We start from the raw sequence: 23,939 nt of genomic DNA on the forward strand, positions 1-23,939 counted from the left end.
ATAGAGCCTACATCATGTTACAAGCATACGAAACCCACGTAAAAGAACGCGCCGCGCAAAATCTACCTCCTTTACCACTCAATGCGGAACAAGTCGCTGCCTTGGTCGAGTTATTAAAATCTCCTCCCGCGGGGCAGGAAGCCTTGCTGTTAAATCTGCTGGAAAACCGTATTCCTGCAGGTGTTGACCAGGCGGCCTATGTGAAAGCTGCTTTTCTGGCAGATGTTGCAAATGGCACTGCGATTTCACCTTTAGTCAGTGCAGAAAGAGCCGTACAGCTGTTAGGTACCATGCTGGGAGGTTACAACGTCCAGGCACTGGTTGCTTTGCTGGATACCCCAATGGCCGCGAATGCTGTCAAGGCCTTGTCTACAACCATCCTCATGTTTGACGCTTTCCATGATGTTGACGCCAAAATGAAGGCAGGTAACCCGCATGCCAAGGCTTTGATGACGGCTTGGGCCAATGCCGAATGGTTTACCAGCAAGCCGGCTTTGGCTGAAGAAATCAAACTGGTGGTATTCAAGCTGGATGGTGAAACCAATACTGATGACCTGAGCCCGGCGCAAGATGCATGGAGCCGTCCGGATATCCCTCTGCATGCCAAGGCCATGTTGATTAACCGCATGGCGGGTGGTCTGACGACTATCGAAGCGCTGAAGCAAAAAGGCTTGCCGCTGGCTTATGTTGGCGACGTGGTCGGGACAGGTTCTTCCCGTAAATCTGCTATCAACTCCGTACAATGGTGGATGGGTGACGATATTCCCTATATCCCCAACAAGCGCACAGGTGGGGTGGTGATTGGTAGCAAGATTGCACCGATTTTCTTTAACACGGCAGAAGACTCAGGCGCTTTGCCTATCCAGTGTGATGTTTCTAAACTGAACACTGGTGACGTGATTGTGATCAAGCCATTTGAAGGCAAAGTATTGTCTGAGGCAGGTGAAGTATTGGCCACATTTGAAATGAACCCAATCACCTTGCCGGATGAAGTGCGTGCAGGTGGCCGTATTCCATTGATTATTGGCCGTGGCCTGACTGCCAATGCACGTAAAGCACTGGGCTTGGGTGACACGGATACCTTTATTAAATCCATCCCTGCCAAAGATACTGGTAAAGGCTACACCTTGGCGCAAAAAATGGTGGGTCGTGCCTGTGGTTTGCCAGAAGGCATGGGCGTGCGCCCAGGCACCTATTGCGAACCTAAAGCAACCACTGTGGGTTCACAAGACACCACGGGTGGTATGACACGTGATGAGCTAAAAGAGTTGGCTTGCCTGGGTTTTAGTGCCGACCTGGTCATGCAGAGTTTCTGCCATACTGCGGCTTACCCGAAACCAGTCGATATCAAATTGCAGCATGAGCTGCCAGAATTTATGTCCAGCCGTGGCGGCGTCAGCTTGCGCGCGGGTGATGGCGTGATCCACTCCTGGCTCAACCGCTTGATCCTGCCGGATACCGTGGGTACTGGCGGTGACTCGCATACCCGGTTCCCGATTGGCATCAGCTTTCCGGCGGGTTCTGGCCTGGTGGCCTTTGCCGCTGCAACCGGCGCCATGCCACTCGATATGCCTGAGTCAGTGCTGGTACGCTTTAAAGGCGAAATGCAGCCAGGCATCACCTTGCGTGACTTGGTGAATGCGATTCCTTACGCAGCCATCCAGGAAGGCACATTGACCGTTGGCAAGCAGGGCAAGAAAAACGTATTCAACGGCCGCGTGCTGGAAATCGAAGGATTGCCCGACCTGAAGGTGGAGCAAGCGTTTGAGCTGGCTGATGCTTCGGCTGAGCGTTCTGCCAACGGTTGTACTGTGCTGTTGAATAAAGAGCCGGTGATTGAATTCCTCAATTCCAATATCGTGCTCATGCAGAACATGATAGAAAATGGCTACCAGGATGCACGCACGCTGGAGCGCCGCATTGCCAGCATGAAAGCATGGTTGGAAAAACCGGAACTGCTGCAACCAGATGCTGATGCCGAATATGCACATGTGATTGAAATTGACCTCAGTGAGATTAAAGAACCACTGGTGGCTTGCCCGAATGATCCTGACGATATCAAGCCCTTGTCTGCAGTTGTTGGTGACAAGATTGACGAAGTGTTTATTGGCAGCTGCATGACCAATATTGGTCACTACCGCGCGGCCGGGAAAGTGCTGGAGGGCGCGGGCGGTATCCCGACCCGCTTGTGGATTGCACCGCCGACCCGTATGGATGAAGCACAATTGCGGGCCGAAGGCGTGTATTCCACATTTGGCGTCGCTGGCGCGCGTACTGAGGTGCCAGGCTGCTCGCTGTGTATGGGTAACCAGGCGCGTGTGGCTGATAAGGCGACCGTGTTCTCGACCTCTACGCGTAACTTTGATAACCGTATGGGTAAAGATGCCCGCGTTTACCTGGGCTCTGCTGAACTGGCAGCGGTTTGTGCCAAACTGGGACGTATCCCAACCATGCAAGAGTACCTGGATACCTTGGGCAGCAAGCTGACCAACACGGCAGAGATTTACAAATACCTCAACTTTAACCAGATGACCCAATATGCGGGCTCGCTAGAAAATGTGAAGAAAATCATTCCAATTAAAGAAACGGCGTAGCTGTTTGTATTGAAGGCATGATCAAAGGGAGCGTGAGCTCCCTTTGTTGTTTTTACGGCGGGAAATATCCTTGCAACTGTAAATCCTGAGAACTCTCCTGACGGCACAGTTCTGTTTTGATTATGATGTATTGGCTGACGTCTATGATGCATATACGTCAATACCTCTGATGAAACTCAACATTGTCAATGCCCAAGGAGAAACTCATGAAACCGTTCGAACAAGGCCTGGTTAATTATCAACAACGTTTACAGTCGCATGATTACGGTCAGGTCTTTTGCCGTTTTGATGCTGAACGCCAAGCACTGTGGAGTTATTTGCATCAACCTCAGCGTATTCCCTGCATTAATCATGATTTATTGATGAATCTGCATGAGCACCATGCCGATATCCAGCGCAGCGGCGGCTATGTGCAGACGGATGCGGAGACGATATTGCCAATCCGCTATTCTGTTTTTGCATCGGCGACCCCAGGCTATTTCAATATGGGCGGCGATTTGCAAAAAATGGCTGCGGCTATCCGCCAGCAAGACAGGGCGCAATTACAAGCCTATGCCAAACTCAGTATTGATGTGGTGGCACAACGCGCATTTCGTTTCCAGCTGGATCATGTGACAAAAATCTCCCTGCTGCAAGGCGAAGTGTTAGGCGCTGGCATAGAAGCAGCCCTCACCAGTGACGTGCTGATTGCCGAAAAACAAGCGGTATTTTGCTTTCCTGAGTTGTTCTTTAACATGATTCCGGGTATGGGGGCATATAGCTTTATTGCACGCAAGGCTGGTATGGCTGTCGCAGACAAGATGATTCTGGGATGCGAGCGCTATACTGCAGAAGAGTGCCTGGAAATGGGGTTGATTGATATCGTTGTCGAGGATGGTGAGGGCGAGCAGGCTGTGCATGAGTTTATCCATAAGAATAACAAGCGCGCAGAAGGCTTTTTATCTGCGCAAAAAGCCAAGGCCAGGATCAGTCCTTTAAGCTATGACGAACTCAAGGATATCGTGGAGGTGTGGGTTGAGAATGCCTTGCGGTTGACCGAGCGCGATCTGAAGGTAATGGACAGGTTCTACCGCGCCCAGTCACGCCTTTTCCCTGTCAATCAAGAAAGTACAATTGCTAGTACCAGTGAAGCTGAGCCCATGCCAAATGCGCCGCAGCCCCAGGTAGTGAATCAATAGTGAGTGAAAATGGTGAAGGTGCCCGGCTTATTTGTTGGAGCGTTTGGGTGAGAGCTTGCTACGATGTAGTTGCAACTGTACGCGTGTCTCATCATAGCAATCTGCCACGGCTTGATATAGGACGGAAATGGTCTGGGCATCTTCCATGCTTAACCCCAGCAGGCGACGACTGTGTTTACTCAAAGGAATCAGGCCCATATTGGCAGATTCGCCTGCCAATATGTGTGCCAGCTTATGCACTTGTTCAAAGTTAAGGTCCATGCAATGCGTGCCCAGTGAACGCATCAATTCATCGGTAGTCTCTAAAAACTCTGTAATCAATTTGTGGAGAAAAGCTTCACTGCCACCCAGCTTGAGCAAATGAGCCATGCGCTCATCGTCCAGCAATGGTTCAACAGTGGGGGTAAGGCTGGCAATGTGGGGAGCAGATTTAGGCTTTAAAGACCTCATGGGTGAGTCAGGAGATCTGGCGTCCACAAAATTTTGATCTGCGATAGCGGACGCAGCCCGCGTTTCTGCCGGTTTGGATTTTTTGCGGCGGACGGGCGTGGTTTGTGCGGATTGCTCAGTGTCTATCGTGCTGGCAATCGCTTCTATCAAGGTCTGGATTTGCCGCGAGACGACTGGTTTGGTCAGCACCTGGTATACGCCTGCACGCAAACAGCGCTCTTGCGTCGTTTTTGTGGCGTCTGCGGTGAGAATCACTGTTCTCAACGGTTTGCTGCCCGGTAGCGCATGGTAAATGTTAAACACTTCCAGGCCGTTCATTTCCGGCATGTTGTAATCGAGTATCATCAGGTCAAACTGGTGATGCTCCAACGCATCCAGGGCATCATCGCCATTCTCAACGGCCTTGACGATACAGTGCATTTTTTGCAAGGTTTCATTCAGGATCAACCGGTTGACTACATTGTCATCTGCAATCAGTACGCGAATTTTCTTGCGAAACTTGTTATGGCTACTCAGCGGCACCACATTTGACTGGCTATCCAGATTGATTTCGTCTTTGACAGGCTGTGCCGGTGCTGCTGCGTGCATGAGCGGCAAACTGACCACAAAAGTCGTCCCCACATTGACCTGGCTGGAAACCTCGATATTGCCACCCATCACCTCAACCAGCTGTTTGGCAATCGAAGTGCCTAAACCAGTCCCACCGTAACGTCGGGTGATGCTGCTATCTGCCTGGGTGAAGCTGTCAAAGATCATCGGCAATACTTCTGCTTTAATGCCTATGCCAGTATCACGAATGCGGAAAGTCAGCTGGTTGGTATCACTGACCGTCACATCAATACCGCCATGCTGTGTAAACTTGATGGCATTGGCAATCAGGTTGACCAGTACTTGCTCGATATGGTGCAGGCTACCTACATAGTGGCGTTCTGTTTCGGGGCCAAGATCAAATCTTAGCCATAACTGTTTTCGCTCCACCTCAAGCTGGAACATCAGCTGTAATCGCTGAACCAGGTCTGGCAGAAAGAAAGTGATATCTTCCAGCTCTACTTTGCCTTTTTCTATCTTGCTGATATCCAGCACATCGTTAATCAGCTTTTTGAGGCTGGAGGCTGAGGTGCCTACCATTTTTAACAGTTCGGATTGCTTGCCATCCAGTTTGGTTTGCGCTAGTAACTCGCTGGCACCAATAATCCCGTTTAGCGGCGTGCGCATTTCATGGCTGATGTTGGAAACGAAGTTGGTCTTGGCTTCATTAGCCTGACCAGCTTCCTTGGTAGCTTTTTCCAGGCTGATTTGCAGACGCAAGGTATGTGGTGGGATCAGCAGCAGGGTGAGGAAGAAGCCATACGCCAAATGCTGGTGCTCCATCCAATAAGGGTTGAGGTAAAGCGTAACGCCAAAACCAATCAGGCTAAACAAATAGCAGCCTTTAAAAAACTTGGTGCCATAGCGCAAGCCATAACCAATAATCAGCCACAGGTAAACGCCAATAAACACGCCTGCCATGGCGCCTGAAATCATTTGTTCCAATGACGTGGCCGTGATATCCATAATCATGGCTGTCCATTGGCGCTTTTCATTTTTCTGCGGATCCTTCAAGATGTTGTATAACATCAGGAAGCCAAAGCATAAATAAATCAGGCACAGCAATATCGGTTCATAACTGCTGTGATTGAAGAAAAGGTAGAGCGTGATAAAACTGACGAAAACAACACGGATTAAAGCCTGTTCAGTTTCATTACTGACAGACTTTATCTCTGTGACTTTCTGTTTTAACTGTCTGATTAAATCTCGCATGCTTGATAATCGATGAGGGGTTGCCGCTAGCTAGCGTTTCGCAAAGCGAAATCTAACCTATATTGATAGTTAACGGACTTTTCTTAAGATAATTTAAAGTTTAACAGGCTAAATTTGATTATCAAAGAAAGTTTACTTTTTAGGGTGCAAAATACTATTGTAGTTGGCGTTATCTATGATAAAAATGCCGACGTCCTGTATTCCATAGCGATCTATCTGCATGACCATTTCTGATAATTCATCCCCAGGCAGGCTGTCACGTTTGCTGGCGCGTAGCCGGATGATATTGCCCATCTCATTTTTTGTGGGTGGCTTTGTCTGGGATGCCATTACCATCGGCAAAAAGGTAGCCATGTCTGATATGGTGATCTTTGCCTTGTATTTGTTGGTGGCTGCACTGCTCATGCACCAGCTGGCTGAACCCTATTCTTCAGTCAGGCGGTTGGGAGAGCGGCTATTAAACTGGCAGTGGCTGCAAAACCGTGTTTCCGGCTGGCCAGTCCAGGATTGGCCATACTGGATATTACAGTTTTTGTTTGGCAGCCTGTTGAGCGCCTTGTTTATTCTTTATTTCAAGAGTTCAAGTTATGGCCTGGCCTGGGTCGTTACATTGGTATTAGGGGTATTGCTGGTTGCCAATGAATTCATGGAAGGCGAATACCGCCGGTTCAGCCTATGCTGGAGCATGTTTGGTCTGTGCTCAATCCTTTGGTGCAATTTTGCCTTTCCGTTTGTATTTGGCAGCGTACATGCCATCTGGTTTTATTTGAGTACCTTGCTCGGCGCGATGGTCACCTATGTGTTATACCAGCGTGCACCGCGTCATGTCGGGCGTATCTGGCCAGTATGGCTGATCGCAGGGATGCTCATGCTTGCTTATCGTGCCGACATGATCCCCCCCGTGCCGCTGGTGAAACAGGCAGTGGTCATTGCTTATGAGCTGGAAAAAACACCGGAAGGCTACTGGATGACGGTTGAAAAATCTCCCTGGTGGCAATTCTGGCGTGTCGATAGCGATCATTTTTATCTGCAACCAGGCCAAAAACTGGTGTGCTTCTCGGCGGTGTTTGCTCCACAGGGCTTGCAGACCAAATTGTTACATGACTGGCAGAAGAAAATCGGCGAGGAGTGGGTTAGTGTTTCTACGCCAGGGTTTTCATTGACAGGCGGGCGGGATAGCGGCTACAGGGGATACACCTATAAGAGCAACGTGACAGCTGGCGAATGGCGCGTGCGTATACAAACTTCGACCCGGCAAACCATCGCTGTCCACGCCTTCACGGTTTCTTTAGGCACTGAGCTGGATTTGCAGCATAGGGCCAGAATCCGCTATTAACGCTGGCGACCCTCGCAATGTGCACGGGCTGTTGCATCTTGCGCAAGAGTCTTGGCCAGCCAGTCCAGATGCGGCTCTATGGATTGACGCAGTGTCCACGGCGGGTTAATCACCCACATGCCGCTGCCGTGCATGCCAAAACCATCGGCGGCGGGTTTCTGAACATCCAGCGTGACATGCAAGTAATCGGTATCCAGGCTACGCAGTCTGTCTATCATTTGTTGCGGCTCAGGCCTTTGCAGGCGAGGGTACCATATCAGGTAAGTTCCGGTAGCAAAGCGCTTCAGGCTGTCCTTAATACAGTTGACCACGCGTGAGTAATCGTCTTTGACCTCATATGGCGGGTCAATCAATACAATACCGCGTTTAGTCGGCGGTGGTAAGCAGGCTTTGATGCCATCAAAGCCATCTTTCTGCTGAATAGCGATTTGCCGCTTTTGCGCTGCAAATTGCTGTTCTAGCAAAGCCGCATCGGCCGGATGCAACTCAAATAAGCGTAATTTATCCACCGGGTTAATCAAATGACTAGCCAGCCAGGGAGAACCCGGGTAGAGCTTGGTATGGTCTTGATTTGCCGCCGCCACAGCCTCCAGATAGACCTGAAACGGCTCAGGCGCCTGGCTTTGCTGCAAACGCAAAATGCCATCCACGTATTCCGCCGTTTTATTCGCCACGCTGCTATCCAGGCGATACAACCCGGCCCCCGCATGGGTATCAACCACCCAGTAGGGCTTATCCTTCTGGTTAAAATAATCCAGCACCAGGCTGAAAATCCAGTGTTTTAAAACGTCGGCATGGTTGCCAGCATGAAAGGCGTGTCTGTAACTTAACATGGTGATTTTCTCTACAAGCCAGCATTATCCCAGATTTTTCATTAGAGACTGTTTTATGTCAGAAAGTCGATAGGGTGCTTTTATAAAATCAAGTTATTAAGCTAGACAAGGCGCGATTAAAAAAATCTGACGCAGCATATAAGTAATATGTAAGGAAGAGTTTTTGCGAGCATTCGTTTTGCGAATTGCCTGCTTAACCCACTATATGAGCAACGCCGTATCGCGACGTAAATTGAATTTATAGAAGTGCCCTATTGTGAAAAGCAGCTAATTTGCATTAGCATGCCATCATGAAACCTAGCCATACACCTCACGAACATTCTCACTCAACTGGCCGCTGCCCTTATGGTCACGATCACGCAGATAATCACGGTCATGATCACAATCATGAACACGCACATAGCCACGATGATCACGAGCACGGCAACCCTTTCTCGCTGCCATTTCTAGCGATTTCCATCTTTACCATGGTCGAGTTTGTTGGCGGCTGGTGGACACAATCGCTAGCCTTGCTCAGCGACGCCTGGCATATGCTGTTTGATGTGCTGGCCCTTGGCCTTGCCATGTGGGCAGCCCATCAGGCGCGCAGCGGGCATCCGGCCTCCAATAAAACTGAGCGTCGCGTTTCCATGATTAACGCCCTCTCCATGCTGCTGGTCACTGGCTGGATTGTCTACGAAGCGATTGAGCGCCTGCAAAATCCGCGGCCAGTCGCAGGCGGCTATGTCAGCATTATTGCGCTGGTAGGCTTACTGGTTAACCTTGTTGTTGCCAAACACATGCACCATCAACATGAACATCATGGTGGCGATGCAAACTTAAATCACCGCGCCGCTTTTTTGCATGTGCTGGGTGACTTGCTCGGTTCAGTCACCGCCGTGGTCGCCGGGGTAGTCATCTACTTTACCGGCTGGATGAGCATAGACCCCATTTTGTCTATCCTTATTTCAGTATTGCTGCTGGTGGTCACGCTCAATCTTATCCGCGATATTCTCCGCGGTGGCGCAGGTCATCACCACTAGTTTAAAGATCATTTAACTACCCACAGAAGGAGCGTCAATATGCCTTATGTCAATGTGAAACTAGCAGGCTCTGTCACCAAAGAGCAGAAAAAACAAATTGCCAAAGAGATCACTGAAACGCTGCAAAAGCACGCGCATAAACCTGCTAACTACACCTATATCGTGTTTGAAGAGGTGGAGTATGAGGATTGGGCGATTGGTGGTGAGTTATTGGGATGAGTATTTCTAGTTTTGTTTTATTTAGGGACTATTTTAGTCTCGCAAATGTTAAGTAGTTACCAAAACGAATTTAAAAAGCTAAGTGTAATAATTGTGTTCAAGTAAGTGAAAATCAATTTAATCTGCATGCATTAGGTTTTAGCCGCTGACTAAGTTAAAGGGGAAAACAATGGTAAATGGCTCAAAGATATCGGAGATAAATCCGCTCATAGTCGAAGGTTTAATGCAGTGCGCAATGACATAGATAAAATATCTTCTGATTTGCGCGTTGTGGTGCAAGAGCTTGTTTACCTGGCTGGACTCAAATAGTAAAGCTAAGCAGTAGTTCCTGCTAAAATGCCGTCATGTTTGACCCTAAGCTCATCCTTAAAAACCTGCCTAATCTGCCTGGTGTTTACCGTATGCTCAATGCGGAAAATACTGTGATCTATGTCGGTAAGGCCAAAGATTTAAAAAAGCGGGTTTCCAGTTACTTTAACAAGAATCTGGCCAGTCCGCGCACCAAAATGATGGTGTCTCAGATTAACAATATTGAGACGACGGTGACGCGTTCTGAGGCTGAAGCGTTATTGCTGGAAAACAATCTGATCAAGGGCTTGATGCCGCGTTACAATGTGTTGTTTCGCGATGATAAGTCTTATCCCTATATTAGCCTGACGGGCGATGCGTTTCCGCGGCTGGCGTTTCACCGCGGCACTCAGCGCAAGGGGCATCAGTATTTTGGGCCATTCCCTAGCTCGCCAGCGGTGCGCGAGAGCATCCAGTTGCTACAAAAGGTGTTTAAGCTACGCACCTGTGAAAATACGGTATTTGCCAACCGATCACGACCTTGTTTGCAGTATCAGATTGCGCGGTGTACGGCGCCGTGCGTGAACCTGATTTCCCAAGAAGATTATGCGAGTGATGTGCGCCACGCGGCGCTATTTTTGCTGGGCAAAACCAGTGAGGTGATGGATTCTTTGGCTGATGGGATGAATGCCGCAGCCGAGGCCATGGAGTATGAGCAGGCGGCGGTGTTGCGTGACCGTATTCAAGCCTTGCGTCAGGTGCAGGCCAAGCAGTTTGTGAGTGACTTTAGCGTGAGTGATGCGGATGTGATTGCCTGCGCCGAGATTGAAGGCCAGCACTGCATTAATTTGGTGATGATCCGTGGTGGGCGCCATTTAGGCGATAAGAGCTTTTTCCCCAAAAACGCGCAGGATGCCGAGCTGGTAGAAACGGTAGAGGCGTTTATTACCCAGTATTATGTGGCGCAAAACACGCCGCCTTTGCTGGTGTGTGGGGCGGAGATTGACAAAACCGAGTTCGAAACCATGCTCAGTGAGCAGGCCGAGCGCAAAATCCGCGTGCTGACCAATGCGATTGGCGATAAAAAAGTCTGGCTCAAAATGGCGCAGACGAATGCCGAGTTGGCGCTACAACAACGGCTGGCGACTTCAGCCAACCAGCAGGCGCGTTTGCTCTCTTTGCGTGAGGCGCTTAACCTGGCCGAGAACACCGAACGCATTGAATGCTTTGATATCAGCCATACCATGGGCGAGGCTACGGTTGGCAGTTGCGTGGTGTTTGATCGTGGTGATATGCAAAACAGTGAATACCGCCGCTATAACGTCACCGGCATCACCCCAGGCGATGATTATGCGGCCATGCGCGATGTGCTGACGCGGCGTTATAAAAAAGTCGCGGCAGGTGAGGGCAAGCGCCCAGACCTGATTTTTATTGACGGTGGCAAAGGCCAGTTGGGCGTGGCGATGGAAGTCATGCAGGAAGTTGGTCTTGACGATATTTTGCTGATTGGTATTGCAAAGGGCGAAGAGCGCAAGCCTGGCCTGGAAACCATGATTTTCTCGGATACCGGCGAAATGCTGAATTTACCCGTGGACAACCCAGGCTTGCACCTGCTACAACAAATCCGCGATGAGGCACACCGGTTTGCCATTACCGGTCACCGCGCCAAACGTGCCAAAGCCCGCATCACCTCTAGCCTGGAAGAGATTGAAGGGGTAGGGGCCAAGCGCCGCAAAGCTTTGTTGACGCGATTTGGTGGCCTGGATGCAATAAAAAGTGCTAGCATAGACGAGATTGCACAAGTGGAAGGCATTAGCCTGGCCCTGGCACAAACCATTTACGAGCGATTGCATTAAGTCCTTAGTATTCAGCCATCAAAAATAACATGTGGAATATCCCGAATATACTTACCCTGTTGCGCATTGCCATGATTCCGGTGTTTGTTGGCATCTTTTACCTGCCAGCGAATGCTGTGACGCCTGATGCAATGCCCGCACATTGGGTGAATTTAACTGCTGCCAGCGTGTTTATCCTGGCGGCACTGACTGACTGGTTGGATGGATACTGGGCGCGCAAGTATCACCAGATGTCCAAGTTTGGCGCCTTTCTTGACCCGGTCGCAGACAAACTAATGGTGGCCGCCGCCCTGATTGTACTGGTTGAATTGCATCGGGTGGGCGCAGTGGTGGCGCTGATTATTATTGGCCGTGAAATTGCCATCAGTGCCTTACGCGAATGGATGGCCAGCATAGGTAAAAGTGCCAATGTCGCCGTGGCTATGGTCGGTAAAATCAAAACCGCCGCACAAATGGTTGCCATTATTTTGCTGCTCTGGTACGACCCGCTGTTTGGGGTGAATATACAATGGCTGGGCGAATGGTTGATCGTGATTGCCGCTTTGCTGACCCTGGTTTCTATGGGGTATTACCTGCGTGCAGCGTGGCCGGCAATACGCGAAACCATCTAAACAGCACTTCTATCAATTCAATTTTTGCCGCAATACGGCGTTGCCCATATCATGGGGTAAGCAGGCAATGCCTGTATCCCGTGCGCGCAAAATTTTTTAATCGCGCCTTGCCTGGCACACGAGTAAAAAAGATGGGTAACTTGAATTGTTAGAAGCGCTTAAAAAGCAAGTATAAAAAGAAACATTATTTTCAAAATCTTCCTTGACACCGGTCTTAAAATCATTAAAATGCCAGCTTCCTTACGACGCATGACGCAAGGAAATACGCGGGAATAGCTCAGTTGGTAGAGCGCAACCTTGCCAAGGTTGAGGTCGCGAGTTCGAGACTCGTTTCCCGCTCCAAATTCTGGGGAAAGCGCAGCTTTCCCTTTTTAACATAAGTTGTTTTTATGTTGTTGGTTCTGGCGCGATAGCAAAGCGGTTATGCCGCGGCCTGCAAAGCCGTTTAGGCCGGTTCGACTCCGGCTCGCGCCTCCAGATATGCGGGAATAGCTCAGTTGGTAGAGCGCAACCTTGCCAAGGTTGAGGTCGCGAGTTCGAGACTCGTTTCCCGCTCCATATTCCTCTTTAAACACCAATGCTATGCAAAGCTGATCAGGTGTTAGAATACAAAACTTGTCAGACTTCGCCCGGATGGTGAAACTGGTAGACACAAGGGACTTAAAATCCCTCGGCTTAACGGCTGTGCCGGTTCGATTCCGGCTCCGGGCACCAGTATCAAAAAGGACTTAGAGTTTTTCTAAGTCCTTTTTTCTTTTCCCAGCCTGCCAGTTTAAAAAATTAGACCTCTCGTCAGCCCTTTCTGACATGTCAGCGCGGTATGAACTGATGCACATCATCCTCAGAATTTACTATCCTTGAGCTATTTGCAAAGCATTAGCCACTCAAGATGGACAAGGTAATGAAAAACGTTTCTGGCATGTCGATTAAACAAATCTGGCTTCTTTTTAAAACGGCCTTTAGTGCATGGCGTGACGATTACGCGCAAAGCATGGGTGCTGCGCTGGCTTATTACACGCTATTTTCCATTGCGCCGCTGTTATTGATTGTGATTTCAATTGCAGGCCTGGTGTTTGGCCAGGACGCGGCACGTGGCGAGATTATCGGCCAATTGCATAGCCTGATGGGGCAACGCGGGGCGATGGCGATACAAACCCTGCTGGAGAGCGTGAGTCATCCCACCGAAGGGATCGCTGCAACGGTGATTGGTGTGGTCTTGTTACTGGTGGGGGCGACTTCTGTGTTTGGCGAATTGCAGGATTCGCTGGACCGTATCTGGAAAGCGCCTGTGCGCGAAGGGAGTGGCTTGTGGCACTTATTGCGTGCGCGACTGCTATCGTTTGGCATGATTCTGGGGATAGGGTTTTTACTAATGGTGTCATTGGTATTTAGTGCCGGGCTGGCCGCCATTAGCAAATGGTGGTCGCCCCTGTTTACGGGCTGGATGTTGATTGCGGGCGTGCTAAATACCTTATTCAGTTTTGCGTTGACCACCGGCATGTTTGCCATGATTTACAAAACCATGCCACGCGCCCACATTGCATGGGAAGAAGTGTGGATAGGCGCTGTGATGACGGCGGTCTTGTTTACCATCGGCAAGTGGTTGATCGGCATCTACATCGGTAACAGTGCCTTCTCTAGTGCTTACGGGGCGGCTGGATCTATTTTAGTGCTATTGATCTGGGTCTATTACTCAGCGCAGATATTCTTGATGGGCGCGGAACTGACGCGTGCCTATTCGCAAGTATTGGGTACGGGCAAACGTTAATTTTAGCCTTTAAAAATGCATCCGATTAAAGCGTGTAAAGGATTCACGGAATAAGTCGTTGAGCGAGATGAAGTGCAAGCCGCACGGAACGCAGAAACCGAGATAGTATGTGATATACGAGGTTGCGACAACTAACGAAGTGTTGCGGTGTAGGCTAACTTTTAGGTGATGCCGAAACCAAAAAACCGCGCAACGAAGCAATTTGCTCGCGCAGACACTTATTCCTCAAATCCTAAAGTCATTCTCTATAGGATGAACCAAATCAGCAGGACATGCGTCATTTCACTCATCACCAACACTTTATAAAATTGTATAATGTAGGTCATCCTCAGGTCATTGCGTTTTTGAGGAGGGATTGATATTGGTCAATCTCCAGCATCTATACGTCAGCTAAACTTTACCCAAGTTTAGCAAAGCGATAGTAAAACGCGAACAATCAAAAGTTGTCAGGAAGTTGTGTGATTTACGTAGAGTTAAAGACCGTTATTTTAAAAAAACAATTGGAGTGGGGCAGAACCATCACCATTACCGAAATTGCAGATGCCAGCGGGATCAGCCGCATGACATTACATCGAATGTTAAAAGACCAGACCTACAATGCCAGCACCGACCATTTGAATAAGCTGTGTGCTTATTTGCAATGTGATCTGTATACATTGGTGCGCTGGGAGCCTGATATTCCAGTGCCGCAAGAGCAGGTCGCCTAGGTCCTATAAAACCTCCGATGTCTTCGGAGGTTTTTTTATGCTGGCCAATATTTACGGTGGATTCCATCTTTTCTTGAATAATCTTTTTTTGCATCAATCACAGCCTAACTTCCTTTTTTGCCCATGGGGCCACTATCCATATGGCTTAGCGGGCAATACCACTCAAGTACGCATCAGGCGAACAGTGAAGATAACTGGTTTTTTCCGCTTTTTTTAAGCGATGCATCTGCCTCAGAGTTTTGAATAATAAGAGAAAATTTTTGGAATTCTCTTTATATGAAACACTCGCCAGGCCATTTGCAATCCGCCGCTGCCGCAACTGCGCAGGATTGCAGCCATTGGATGCAAGCGCTGATGCAAGCCTGGAAAGAGGGCGAGTGGGTGCAGTGCCTGACGCTGGCGCAAAAGATTACGCGTGAGTTTCCTGAAGAAGGCCTGGCCTGGAAGTTACTGGGCAGCCTGTATCAACAACAAGATCATTTAACGGCAGCCGCTGAGGCTTTTTTGCAGGCAAGCAAGTACCTGAAAAAGGATGCCGAAGTCCTTTATAACCTGGCCAATGTCTATGCACAACTGCAAGACGATGCACAAGCCATCAAATATTATCGCCAGACACTCAAGTTAAACCCCGCTTTCAGCCAGGCCTATGCTAACTGGGCTAGCGTGCTGAAACAGACCGGGAAGTTGAAAGAGGCAGAAAAAGTGTTGCGCCGCGGCCTGAATATTCATCAGCAGGATGGCCGTGTCAATTTTGAACTGGCGACCTTGCTGCATGAAGCAGAAAAGCCATTGGAAGCAATTCAATATTATCGTGAAGCGGTGGAGATTGAACCCGATAATGCCGTCATCTTTTTCAATATGGCGGTGGCCCTGGAGCAATTGGGCAATACCACAGAAGCGATTGATGCTTTTCAGCAGACAATAGCTCTCCAACGCGACTATGTACAGGCTTATAGCCATCTGGGTGCGCTGTATTTGCAACATGGTGATACAGAAGAAGCTGAACAGTGGTTATTGGCTGGCCTGGCATTGGATCCTGCCGAGTTATCATTATTGAAAAACCTGGCCAAACTTTATCGCGCAACCCACCGCATGCGGGAATACCAGGCTTATATTGACCAGATCATGCTGAAACAGGATTTCAGTGCTGAGGCACTCAATAACCTGGCCACTGAAATGTTCAACCAGCATTTATATGCTGAGGCTGAAGCTTATTGCCACAAAGCGTTGCAAGCTGATCCAGATAACCCTTATGTACAAGCCAACCTGGGCCTGATTGAGAATGCCAGGAATGCCTTCGACAAAGCTTGCCAGTACTTTGAAAAAGCCCTGGAGCAGTTGCCGGACTCTGAGAGTGTATTGAGTAATTATGGCATCAGCCTGCGTATGCTGGGCCGCTACACAGAAGCGATTGCTAAACTAGAACAAGCCTTGCAGATTCATCCTGAATTTATGGCGGGTTACATCAACCTGGCCAATGTTTACCTGGATATGGGGCAGATTGAGACCACCATCCGTACCCTGCAAAAAGCACTCCTCATCGAACCTGGCCATATGATGGCACTTAGAAACCTGCTGTTTGCCAACAGTTACAGCAATACCTTGCCGCTCAATGAGAGCCTGGATTACGCCCATAGACTCGGCGCGGCCATGATGAAGGAAGTGACGCCTTATGATAGCTGGCACGTCCATGCCCAGGAGCAACGCATCCGTATTGGCCTGGTTTCTGCCGATTTACGTAAACACCCTGTTGGCTATTTCCTGCACCAGTGGTTGCAGACATTTGATGCCAGCCGACTGGAGATTTATGGATATTCCACAGATGGTCGTGAAGATGCGTTCTCGCACGAACTCAAAGACTTATGTAACCAGTGGCGTTCGCTGGCTGGCCTGACCGATGTCCAGGCAGCCAAGCACATCCGTGAAGACGGTATCCATATCCTGCTGGATTTGTCTGGTTTATCTGGTGGTACACGGTTGCCTATTTTTGCCTATAAACCTGCCCCGGTACAGGCGACATGGCTGGGATACTGGGGGACAACTGGTTTGCCGGTCATGGACTATGTGATTGCCGATCCAGTCAGTATCAATGCCGAGGTAGCCAAACAATTTACCGAGCAGGTGGTGCACCTGCCACACACACGCATGTGTTTCACTGCGCCGCCGTTTGAGATTGAAGTGAGTCCCTTACCAGCACTGAGTACCGGTGCCGTCAGCTTTGGTTGTTTTCAGAACTACAGCAAAGTCAGCGATGAGGTATTGGCCTGCTGGGGCGAAATCCTGCAAGCACTGCCCAACGCCCGATTGTTTTGGCAAACCAAGGCTTTCAGCGATCAATTGATCTGCGAACAGGCCCTGGCAAGATTGGCAAAATATGGCATTGCAGCCACACGCTGCACCTTGTACGGGATGGTGGCAAGGGAAGAATACTTGCGTAATCATCACCAAATTGATGTGATCCTGGATACATTCCCGTTTACGGGCGGTACGACCACCTGCGAAGCGTTGTGGATGGGTGTGCCTACCGTGACTTTATCAGGTGATACCTTGATTGCCCGCCAAGGCGCCAGTTTCATGCATTGTGCCGGTTTGCCGGATTGGATTGCCAACACACGTGAAGAATATGTGCACAAGGCGATTACTTTCGCCAGTGATCTGGATGCCTTGTCCTTACTACGGGCACAGTTGCGCGCACAGGTGTTGGCCTCACCATTAATGAATGCACAACAGTTTGCGCAGGATTTTGAGCAATTACTGTTTGACCTGTGGCAACAGGTGCTGCCTACCTTAAAGCCACAGCAATTGTTGGCAAAGGCACCAGTGCATGAAGCTTTTTCCGGCAGTGAGCTCGTCTGGGTGGTCAGTGCCACACGCATGACAGAAGCCGATTTCTGGTGTGATTCTGCCTTGGGCCGTTCACTCAAGCGCCATATGCAGCAGGATAAGCGCCTGGTGCCAGTGGTTGCCTATGAAAATACCCGCGGCTTATCCGAAGTGTTTAATGAAGCCATCGCAGCTGCGCCAGAGAATGCACTGCTGGTCTTGATCCACGACGATGTCTGGCTTGATGAAAATACTTTTGTACACACCATACAACGTGGGCTCACACACTATGATGTGATCGGTGTGGCTGGTAACGCACGCATACAACCTGGCCAGCCTGGCTGGTGCTTTATTGATTTGCAGTTTACCTGGGACGATGCCAAATACCTGCGCGGTGCAGTCAGCCATGGCATGCACGCGTTTGGGCCGTCTTCCAGTTATGGCGATGCTGCTGGGGAATGTCAGCTCATGGACGGTGTGTTCCTTGCGGCGCACAAGAAAACACTATTAGAAAGTGGCGTACGGTTTGATCCCCAATTCGAATTTCATTTCTATGATCTGGATTTTTGCCGTACGGCTACCCGTGCCGGTTTGAAGCTCGGTGTGTGGCCTGTGCGTATGACCCACCAAAGTGGCGGCGCGTTTGGTAGCGCACGCTGGCGTGAAACTTACCTGAGCTATCGTCAAAAATGGGAGCCTGTACAGGTTGAGCAACCGGCTTCTAGCGCCTTGCAAGACTCCATGGCAGAAGTGTTCGACTTGGCCTCAGCCGCACAGCAACAGGGGGATTTAAATACAGCCAGACAGCTTTACCAGGAAATTCTGGCGGTGGATGCCCAGCATGCGCTAGCGATGCATAACCTGGGCCTGATTGAATGGCATACAGGCCAGCAGACACAAGCTATTGCACACTTTGCCCAAGCATATGCTCTGGCGCCTGCACAATGGCAATTGTTGAGCAGCTATCTCACAGCCTTACACGCTACTCATGAACAGCATGCGCTGCAGCAAGTCGTGGTACAAGCCATGCGGAATGGCCAGCATGTGCAAGCATTGCAAGCCCTGATGCAGGAGTGGCAGATCGCTCTGCCGGAAGCTGCAACAAACACACAACCTTCAAACCAGCAACAAGAGGCGGTGCTCAAGCTGTTTGAACAACAGGATTACGCACAGATGGAGCAAGTCTTGCAGGCTTTGCTGCAAGAGTATCCTGCATGGCTTGGTGGCTGGAAAATGCTGGCTGATGTGCTGATGATCCAGAAAAAGGATGCGCGTGACGCCGCGGCACAAGCACTGTTGCTGAATGCCGGGGATGCAGAGGAGCATTGCTATTATGGCCTGGTGCTCAAAGCGCAGAATGATCTTGCAGCTGCAGCTGAAGCTTTCAGAAATGCCATCCAGCTTAAGCCTGACTATGCAGCGGCCTATAACAATTTGGGTATTGTGCTCAAAGATCTTGGTGAAGTCGAACAAGCGATGCGGCAATTCAAGCAGGCTTTGTTGATGAAGCCTGAGTATGCGGACTGTTTCAGTAACCTGCTATTTTGCATGACCCATGCTGAAAGCGTAGATATTGCCGCCTTGCAGCAAGCACATGCCGCCTATGCCGAGTTATACGAAGCCCCTTTGAAAGCACATTGGCAGCCACACGCCAATTCGCGGGATGCGCAACGTCCATTGCGTGTAGGATTTGTCTCTGCAGATTTACGGGCACACTCAGTGGCGCATTTCCTGCTGCCTTTACTGCCGACACTGGCACAAGATAACACACTGGTATTGTTTGCTTACGCCAATTACACGCTCGAAGATGAATTCACAGCCGAGATGCGGCCTTATTTTAAACAGTGGCGCGTCGTTGCAGATTTATCTGATGAAGCGCTGGCAGACTGCATCCGTGCAGATGGCATTGATATCCTGATTGATTTGTCTGGCCATACGTCAGGCAACCGTTTACTTACTTTTGCCAGAAAACCGGCACCTGTACAGGCCAGCTGGCTGGGTTACCTCAATAGTACAGGCCTGACCGCTATCGATTATTACCTGGCCGATAGCGCCTTGTTGCCGCCTGGTCAGTTTGATCAGCAGTTCAGCGAGAAGCTGGTACAGCTGCCAGTGAATGCGCCCTTTGAGCCGCATCCGCAAGCACCGGCAGTGAATGACTTGCCTGCATTAACTAATGGATATTTAACCTTTGGTTGCTTTAACCGTCCGAACAAAATTACCCGCAGCGCGGTTCAGCATTGGGCCACATTGATGCAAGCTTATCCTGGTAGCCGCATGGTGCTGGGCGGCATGGGGGAAGCGGACAGTTATCTACATCTGCAAGACTGGTTTGCGCAGGCAGGGATTACGTCAGACCGCTTGTCGTTTTACCCACGCACAGACATGGTGAGTTATCTGCAGCAATACCACCTTGTGGATGTCTGCCTGGATACATTCCCTTCCAATGGCGTGACTACAACCGCGCATGCCTTATGGATGGGCGTACCAACCCTATGCGTGGCGGGTGACCGTCTGGCCAGCCGGGGTGCCATGGCCCTGATGCAGCATCTGGGTTTAAAGGACTGGGTGGCCGACCAGCCGCAGCAACTGCTGCAACAAGCACACCATGTACTTTCTGATTTACAGGCGTTGGCAGCCTTGCGTGCAGCGCTACGCACACGCTTTGCCGATTCGCCGGTGGCAAAACCTGGCCCGTTGGCGCGCGCATTATCACAAGCGCTACGCCATATGTGGCAAGCCTGGTGCCAAGGCCAAGCGGCTACCCCATTTGCAATTTCTTTGAACTCTCCTGTCACAACAGTGACTGAAACCCCTGATAAAGGTCATTCTATGAACACAACACTCAACCAAGCGCCTCCAGCAAACGCACTACAGGATTCTATTGCAGAGGTATTTACACTGGCAGTTCAAATGCAGGAGAAAGGCGAGTTTGCACAGGCGATGGGCTTGTATCAGGAAATTTTGCGCATTGATGCCAAGCATGCGGCGACCTATTTCCAGCTGGGCCTGCTGGCGCAGCAGTCAGGCAAGGCAGAGGAAACCCTGCCTTTGCTTGAACAGGCCGTGATCCTGGCGCCACAACAGCCTGCTTACTGGCGTGCTTATGTTGAAGTGTTATCGCTGACCGCCCCTAACAATGAAGTGCTGGATGTGATCACTTTTGCCCGCCAGAATGGCCTGGCTGCCGCCGAAGCTGATGCCTTGCAACAACAGTATAGCCAGCAAGCTGAAGCGGCAACGGCGGTCCGCAAAGGCCCTTATATTTACCGTGCAGAAGATAATTTCTACCAACGTGCGCAGACAGAGTCGTTTGGTTACCAGGATGTAGGCAATGCCGAACAGCGCCTGTATGACATGATCCGCCAGTCTCGCGACAAGAGCGTATTCTCTACTGAATTGTCAGCCAAAGCGACGGATTGGCCGAGTTACTATCATTTGACGTCACAGCGTGCCAACCTGTTACGCCCGTTTGCTGACAAGATTGCCAACGGAAAGGTGCTCGAACTGGGTGCCGGTTGCGGTGCGATTACGCGCTTCCTGGGGGAGCTGGGTGGAGAGGTGGTTGCGCTGGAAGGAAGCCCGAATCGTGCCCGTGTCATTGGTCAGCGTTGTGCAGATCTCAACAATGTGACCATTTATTCTGACCTGATCCAGTCATTTGAAACCGACGAGAAATTTGATGTGGTGACGTTGATCGGCGTGCTTGAATATGCCCAGGTGTATGTCAAAGAGGCAGATCCTTTGCGCTTCCTGCTTCAAACAGCAAAGTCTTTCCTGAAGGAAGACGGCATGCTGATTGTCGCGATTGAGAACCAGCTGGGCCTGAAGTATTTCTGCGGCGCACCAGAAGACCATATGGGGCAGGCCATGTATGGTATCAATGATTCTTACAGCACCACCAGCCCGATTACCTTTGGCCGCGTGGAGCTGGATGCATTGATCCGCAGTGCCGGTTTTGAAACCACTGAATTGTATGTGCCGTTGCCTGACTACAAAACCCCGGTCAGCGTGATTTACCCTGAAGGTTTTAACCAGGCACACCGTGAGGCTGGCTGGGATGTCGGTGCTTTGGCAGCAGGCTCTGTGGTGCATGACAGGCAATCCCCACGCCATCCTACGTTTTCACTGGAAAATGCCTGGCAGGTGATTGCGCGAAATAATCTGGTGGAAGATGTGGCCAACTCATTTATGTTTGTGGCTTACCCGCAACGCCAGAGTGGCAAATTACACCCTGATATTTTGGCAGCCCATTACGGCAGCCAGCGCCAGGCAGTGTTTAGCAAGGAAACCCAGTTTGTGCATGATGGGCAGGGTGTGGTGACACGCACACGTAATACCGGCGACACTGCACAACTGTTGCAGGCCGCCTGGGAGCAGGCGCCTTATCATGGTGGACAGCTGTGGATGGATAAATTGACACAGCTCATGAATCGTCCTGGCTGGCGTGTAGAAGACCTGGCCGCTTGGGCTTCGCCTTGGCTGAAAGGCCTGGAAGCTGCCACCCTCACTGCTGGCAAAACCTTGCCTGAGTTTGCGGGGTATTCAGCGTTATTGCCTTCGCAGTATTTTGATGCCACACCGACTAACTTTGTCATGGACAAGAGCGGGCAGGGACATTTCTTTGACCTGGAGTGGGATTTTGCGATTCCTTTGCCTGTGGCATTTGTGGCATTGCGTGGTTTGTTCCTCACCTTGCATCGCGTTCGCAGTTGTGCCAAACCACATGCCAGCACGCCAAGCAATATTGGCAGCCTGACGCTGGCGGTGCTGGAACTCAATGGCTACCACTATAGGGATGACCAGTTGCAGGCCTTTATCAGCGTGTTTAACCGCCTGCAAAATATGACGCAAGGTGCCCCTGAGCATCAGGTGAATGGTTTAACCGCCGAGTTTACGCGTGCAGAGTTGCCTGTACGTCAATTGTTTACTTAATCCTGACCAACATTGATAAAAAGCATGCGCAGTGATGTGCATGCTTTTTTTGTATAGAAATCAGAACGCAAGACCATAAAAAATCCGGCACGAGGCCGGATTTTTTAATGAGTGATGTCAGCCTAAAACATGGTTTCCATGCAACGGCGGATATGCGGGATAGAGCCGCCCGGATTAGGCGTATATTTACTGAGCTTGGCCAGGGTAGCTAATGCTTTGTCTGCCTTTTGTTGCAGGCAGTAGACTTCGGTCAGGTTGCTTAAGGGAATAGCAGGATTCTCTTGTGCCAGTAATACCGCTTTTTCGAGTAGCAGTTCAGCATCTTCCAGTTGCCCTTGATTTACCAGCAGGGTGCCCAGGTCGTTATATGGTTCCCAGCAGCAGCTATCTTTCTTGATCAATTCCAGCATCAACTGGGTCGATAACTTCAAATCACCTTCTGCAGCCAATTTTTCGGCATGCTGGTAGGTGATGCGGTCGATATCGACTTGCGCCTTGATAGCTGGCGTCGGTAATTCAGTTTCACCAGACAAGGCTGCTTCGATATTATCTGCAATCAAGGTGGCACTTTGTCCTAAATGGGCAAACTGGTGCTGTTTATTGAAGGCGATTTGCTGCTGGTACTCCGCAGAGTGCTGCAGCACGTGTTCTACGGTTTTGCGCAAGTCTGCTCTCACTGTTTTAATCACGTAATCATAGGGCACACTGGCGTGGCGCGGTGGGTTGGTATCCGGGATCAGCCAGTCGGTCACGGCAATGCCCGGCACATCCAGTAGCAAGGCTTCGGTCAGTACGCTGGACTCATCCGAGACCATCACATCGGCCAGGCCCAAGCAGTACATGATGCTGATTTCACGGTCTATCACATACACGTTGTCTGCGCAGTTTCTGTGCAAGGCATCCATCTCGTCAATATTGTTTAATACCCAGCGGTATTTTTCTGACCAGGGGGCCTGTTTTAGCAATAGGTTGACCGGTAGGTCCTTCAGGCTTTGCACAAACTCGTCCTGCTTGCCGTGGTTTTCCCATGAAGGGGCATAGAGGATGGAATGCTCGTATTTGAGCCCCAGTTGTTCGCGCAATTTCTGTGCTTCCTGCTTGAATGTCTCCTGGTTACGGTACACCAGGTCTGCTTTGGGCCAGCCCAGATCAAACATCCCCAGCTTGGGACGTGCTTGGTTGAAGTTGGCTTGTGTTTGCCAACGCTCTACCCAGGCTGGTCCTGGCAAGATACCCATGTCAAAGGCGGTCCAGGGTTCGTAATGCCAGAAGTGTGGCCAGATATCGTGACGCTGCGCCAGGTCATGCAGTAACACGACTGAGAAACCGGCGTTGGGTTTACAGGCGTGCTCGCAATACACACCGACTTCGGCATATTGCTTGGAGTCCATGCTCCATTGTACCGGGTAACCGCGGTTGGCTATTTCATCGGCCACAGGCGCTAATGCCTGGCGCTCACAATTGTCGGTATAAAAGAAGGTGAACACGGGACGACGTGAATTTGTATTCGTCATGATGG

General features: G+C 50.2%; 13 protein-coding genes and 4 tRNA genes. 14 read left to right on the forward strand and 3 right to left on the reverse strand.

The features are described from left to right. Nucleotides 1-14 precede the first annotated feature (14 nt). Both acnB and F463_RS0100105 read left to right on the forward strand, forming a co-directional pair. Entirely contained in the window at nt 15-2,594 is a 2,580-nt protein-coding gene (gene acnB, locus F463_RS0100100) for a bifunctional aconitate hydratase 2/2-methylisocitrate dehydratase (RefSeq protein WP_018984994.1), read from the forward strand. 206 nt (nt 2,595-2,800) lie between these two features. Then, nucleotides 2,801-3,772: a crotonase/enoyl-CoA hydratase family protein gene (locus F463_RS0100105; RefSeq protein ID WP_018984995.1), complete on the forward strand. Its 972-nt coding sequence runs from the start codon at nt 2,801-2,803 to the stop codon at nt 3,770-3,772. Nucleotides 3,773-3,799: 27 nt separating this feature from the next. On the opposite strand, the gene F463_RS0100110 is transcribed toward F463_RS0100105, so the two are convergent. Next, nucleotides 3,800-6,022 (reverse strand): ATP-binding protein, encoded by a 2,223-nt coding sequence (locus F463_RS0100110; RefSeq protein ID WP_018984996.1) that lies wholly within the window; start codon nt 6,020-6,022, stop codon nt 3,800-3,802. Nucleotides 6,023-6,242: 220 nt separating this feature from the next. On the opposite strand from F463_RS0100110, the gene F463_RS0100115 reads away from it, so the two are divergent. Continuing rightward, on the forward strand, nt 6,243-7,358 hold the full coding sequence (locus tag F463_RS0100115) for a DUF2914 domain-containing protein (protein WP_026295162.1): 1,116 nt from the start codon (nt 6,243-6,245) through the stop codon (nt 7,356-7,358). On the opposite strand, the gene F463_RS0100120 is transcribed toward F463_RS0100115, so the two are convergent. Beyond that, nucleotides 7,355-8,191, reverse strand: a complete 837-nt coding sequence (locus F463_RS0100120; RefSeq protein WP_018984999.1) for a 23S rRNA (adenine(2030)-N(6))-methyltransferase RlmJ — start codon at nt 8,189-8,191, stop codon at nt 7,355-7,357. The genes F463_RS0100115 and F463_RS0100120 overlap by 4 nt on opposite strands. Nucleotides 8,192-8,481: 290 nt before the next feature. Here F463_RS0100120 and F463_RS0100125 point away from each other — a divergent pair, with 290 nt between their 5' ends. From F463_RS0100125 to F463_RS0100180, 11 genes are all read left to right on the forward strand, one after another. Further along, a complete protein-coding gene (locus tag F463_RS0100125; RefSeq protein ID WP_026295163.1) occupies nt 8,482-9,213 on the forward strand; it encodes a cation diffusion facilitator family transporter in 732 nt (243 codons plus the stop codon). Nucleotides 9,214-9,252: 39 nt separating this feature from the next. After that, nucleotides 9,253-9,432 (forward strand): tautomerase family protein, encoded by a 180-nt coding sequence (locus F463_RS0100130; RefSeq protein ID WP_018985002.1) that lies wholly within the window; start codon nt 9,253-9,255, stop codon nt 9,430-9,432. A 344-nt stretch (nt 9,433-9,776) separates the two neighbouring features. Next, on the forward strand, nt 9,777-11,576 hold the full coding sequence (uvrC, locus tag F463_RS0100135) for an excinuclease ABC subunit UvrC (RefSeq protein ID WP_018985003.1): 1,800 nt from the start codon (nt 9,777-9,779) through the stop codon (nt 11,574-11,576). 29 nt (nt 11,577-11,605) lie between these two features. Beyond that, nucleotides 11,606-12,187: a CDP-diacylglycerol--glycerol-3-phosphate 3-phosphatidyltransferase gene (gene pgsA, locus F463_RS0100140; protein ID WP_018985004.1), complete on the forward strand. Its 582-nt coding sequence runs from the start codon at nt 11,606-11,608 to the stop codon at nt 12,185-12,187. Between the two features lie 266 nt (nt 12,188-12,453). Next, a tRNA-Gly gene (locus F463_RS0100145) sits at nt 12,454-12,529 on the forward strand. A gap of 61 nt (nt 12,530-12,590) precedes the next feature. Then, nucleotides 12,591-12,664: transfer RNA gene (locus F463_RS0100150), tRNA-Cys, on the forward strand. A 5-nt stretch (nt 12,665-12,669) separates the two neighbouring features. After that, nucleotides 12,670-12,745: transfer RNA gene (locus F463_RS0100155), tRNA-Gly, on the forward strand. A gap of 69 nt (nt 12,746-12,814) precedes the next feature. Continuing rightward, nucleotides 12,815-12,901 (forward strand) — tRNA-Leu (locus F463_RS0100160). 187 nt (nt 12,902-13,088) lie between these two features. Continuing rightward, nucleotides 13,089-13,955 carry a YihY/virulence factor BrkB family protein gene (locus tag F463_RS0100165; RefSeq protein ID WP_018985005.1) on the forward strand — a complete coding sequence of 289 codons (867 nt, stop codon included), beginning with the start codon at nt 13,089-13,091 and terminating at the stop codon, nt 13,953-13,955. Nucleotides 13,956-14,413: 458 nt separating this feature from the next. Then, nucleotides 14,414-14,662 (forward strand): helix-turn-helix domain-containing protein, encoded by a 249-nt coding sequence (locus F463_RS0100175; RefSeq protein WP_018985006.1) that lies wholly within the window; start codon nt 14,414-14,416, stop codon nt 14,660-14,662. A 276-nt stretch (nt 14,663-14,938) separates the two neighbouring features. After that, nucleotides 14,939-22,420, forward strand: coding sequence for an O-linked N-acetylglucosamine transferase family protein (locus F463_RS0100180; RefSeq protein WP_018985007.1), 7,482 nt, complete (start codon nt 14,939-14,941; stop codon nt 22,418-22,420). A 122-nt stretch (nt 22,421-22,542) separates the two neighbouring features. Here F463_RS0100180 and F463_RS0100185 read toward each other — a convergent pair whose 3' ends face one another. Next, a complete protein-coding gene (locus tag F463_RS0100185; protein ID WP_018985008.1) occupies nt 22,543-23,934 on the reverse strand; it encodes a CDP-glycerol glycerophosphotransferase family protein in 1,392 nt (463 codons plus the stop codon). Nucleotides 23,935-23,939 lie beyond the last annotated feature (5 nt).

The organism is Methylophilus methylotrophus DSM 46235 = ATCC 53528, assembly GCF_000378225.1.
GTDB lineage: Bacteria > Pseudomonadota > Gammaproteobacteria > Burkholderiales > Methylophilaceae > Methylophilus > Methylophilus methylotrophus.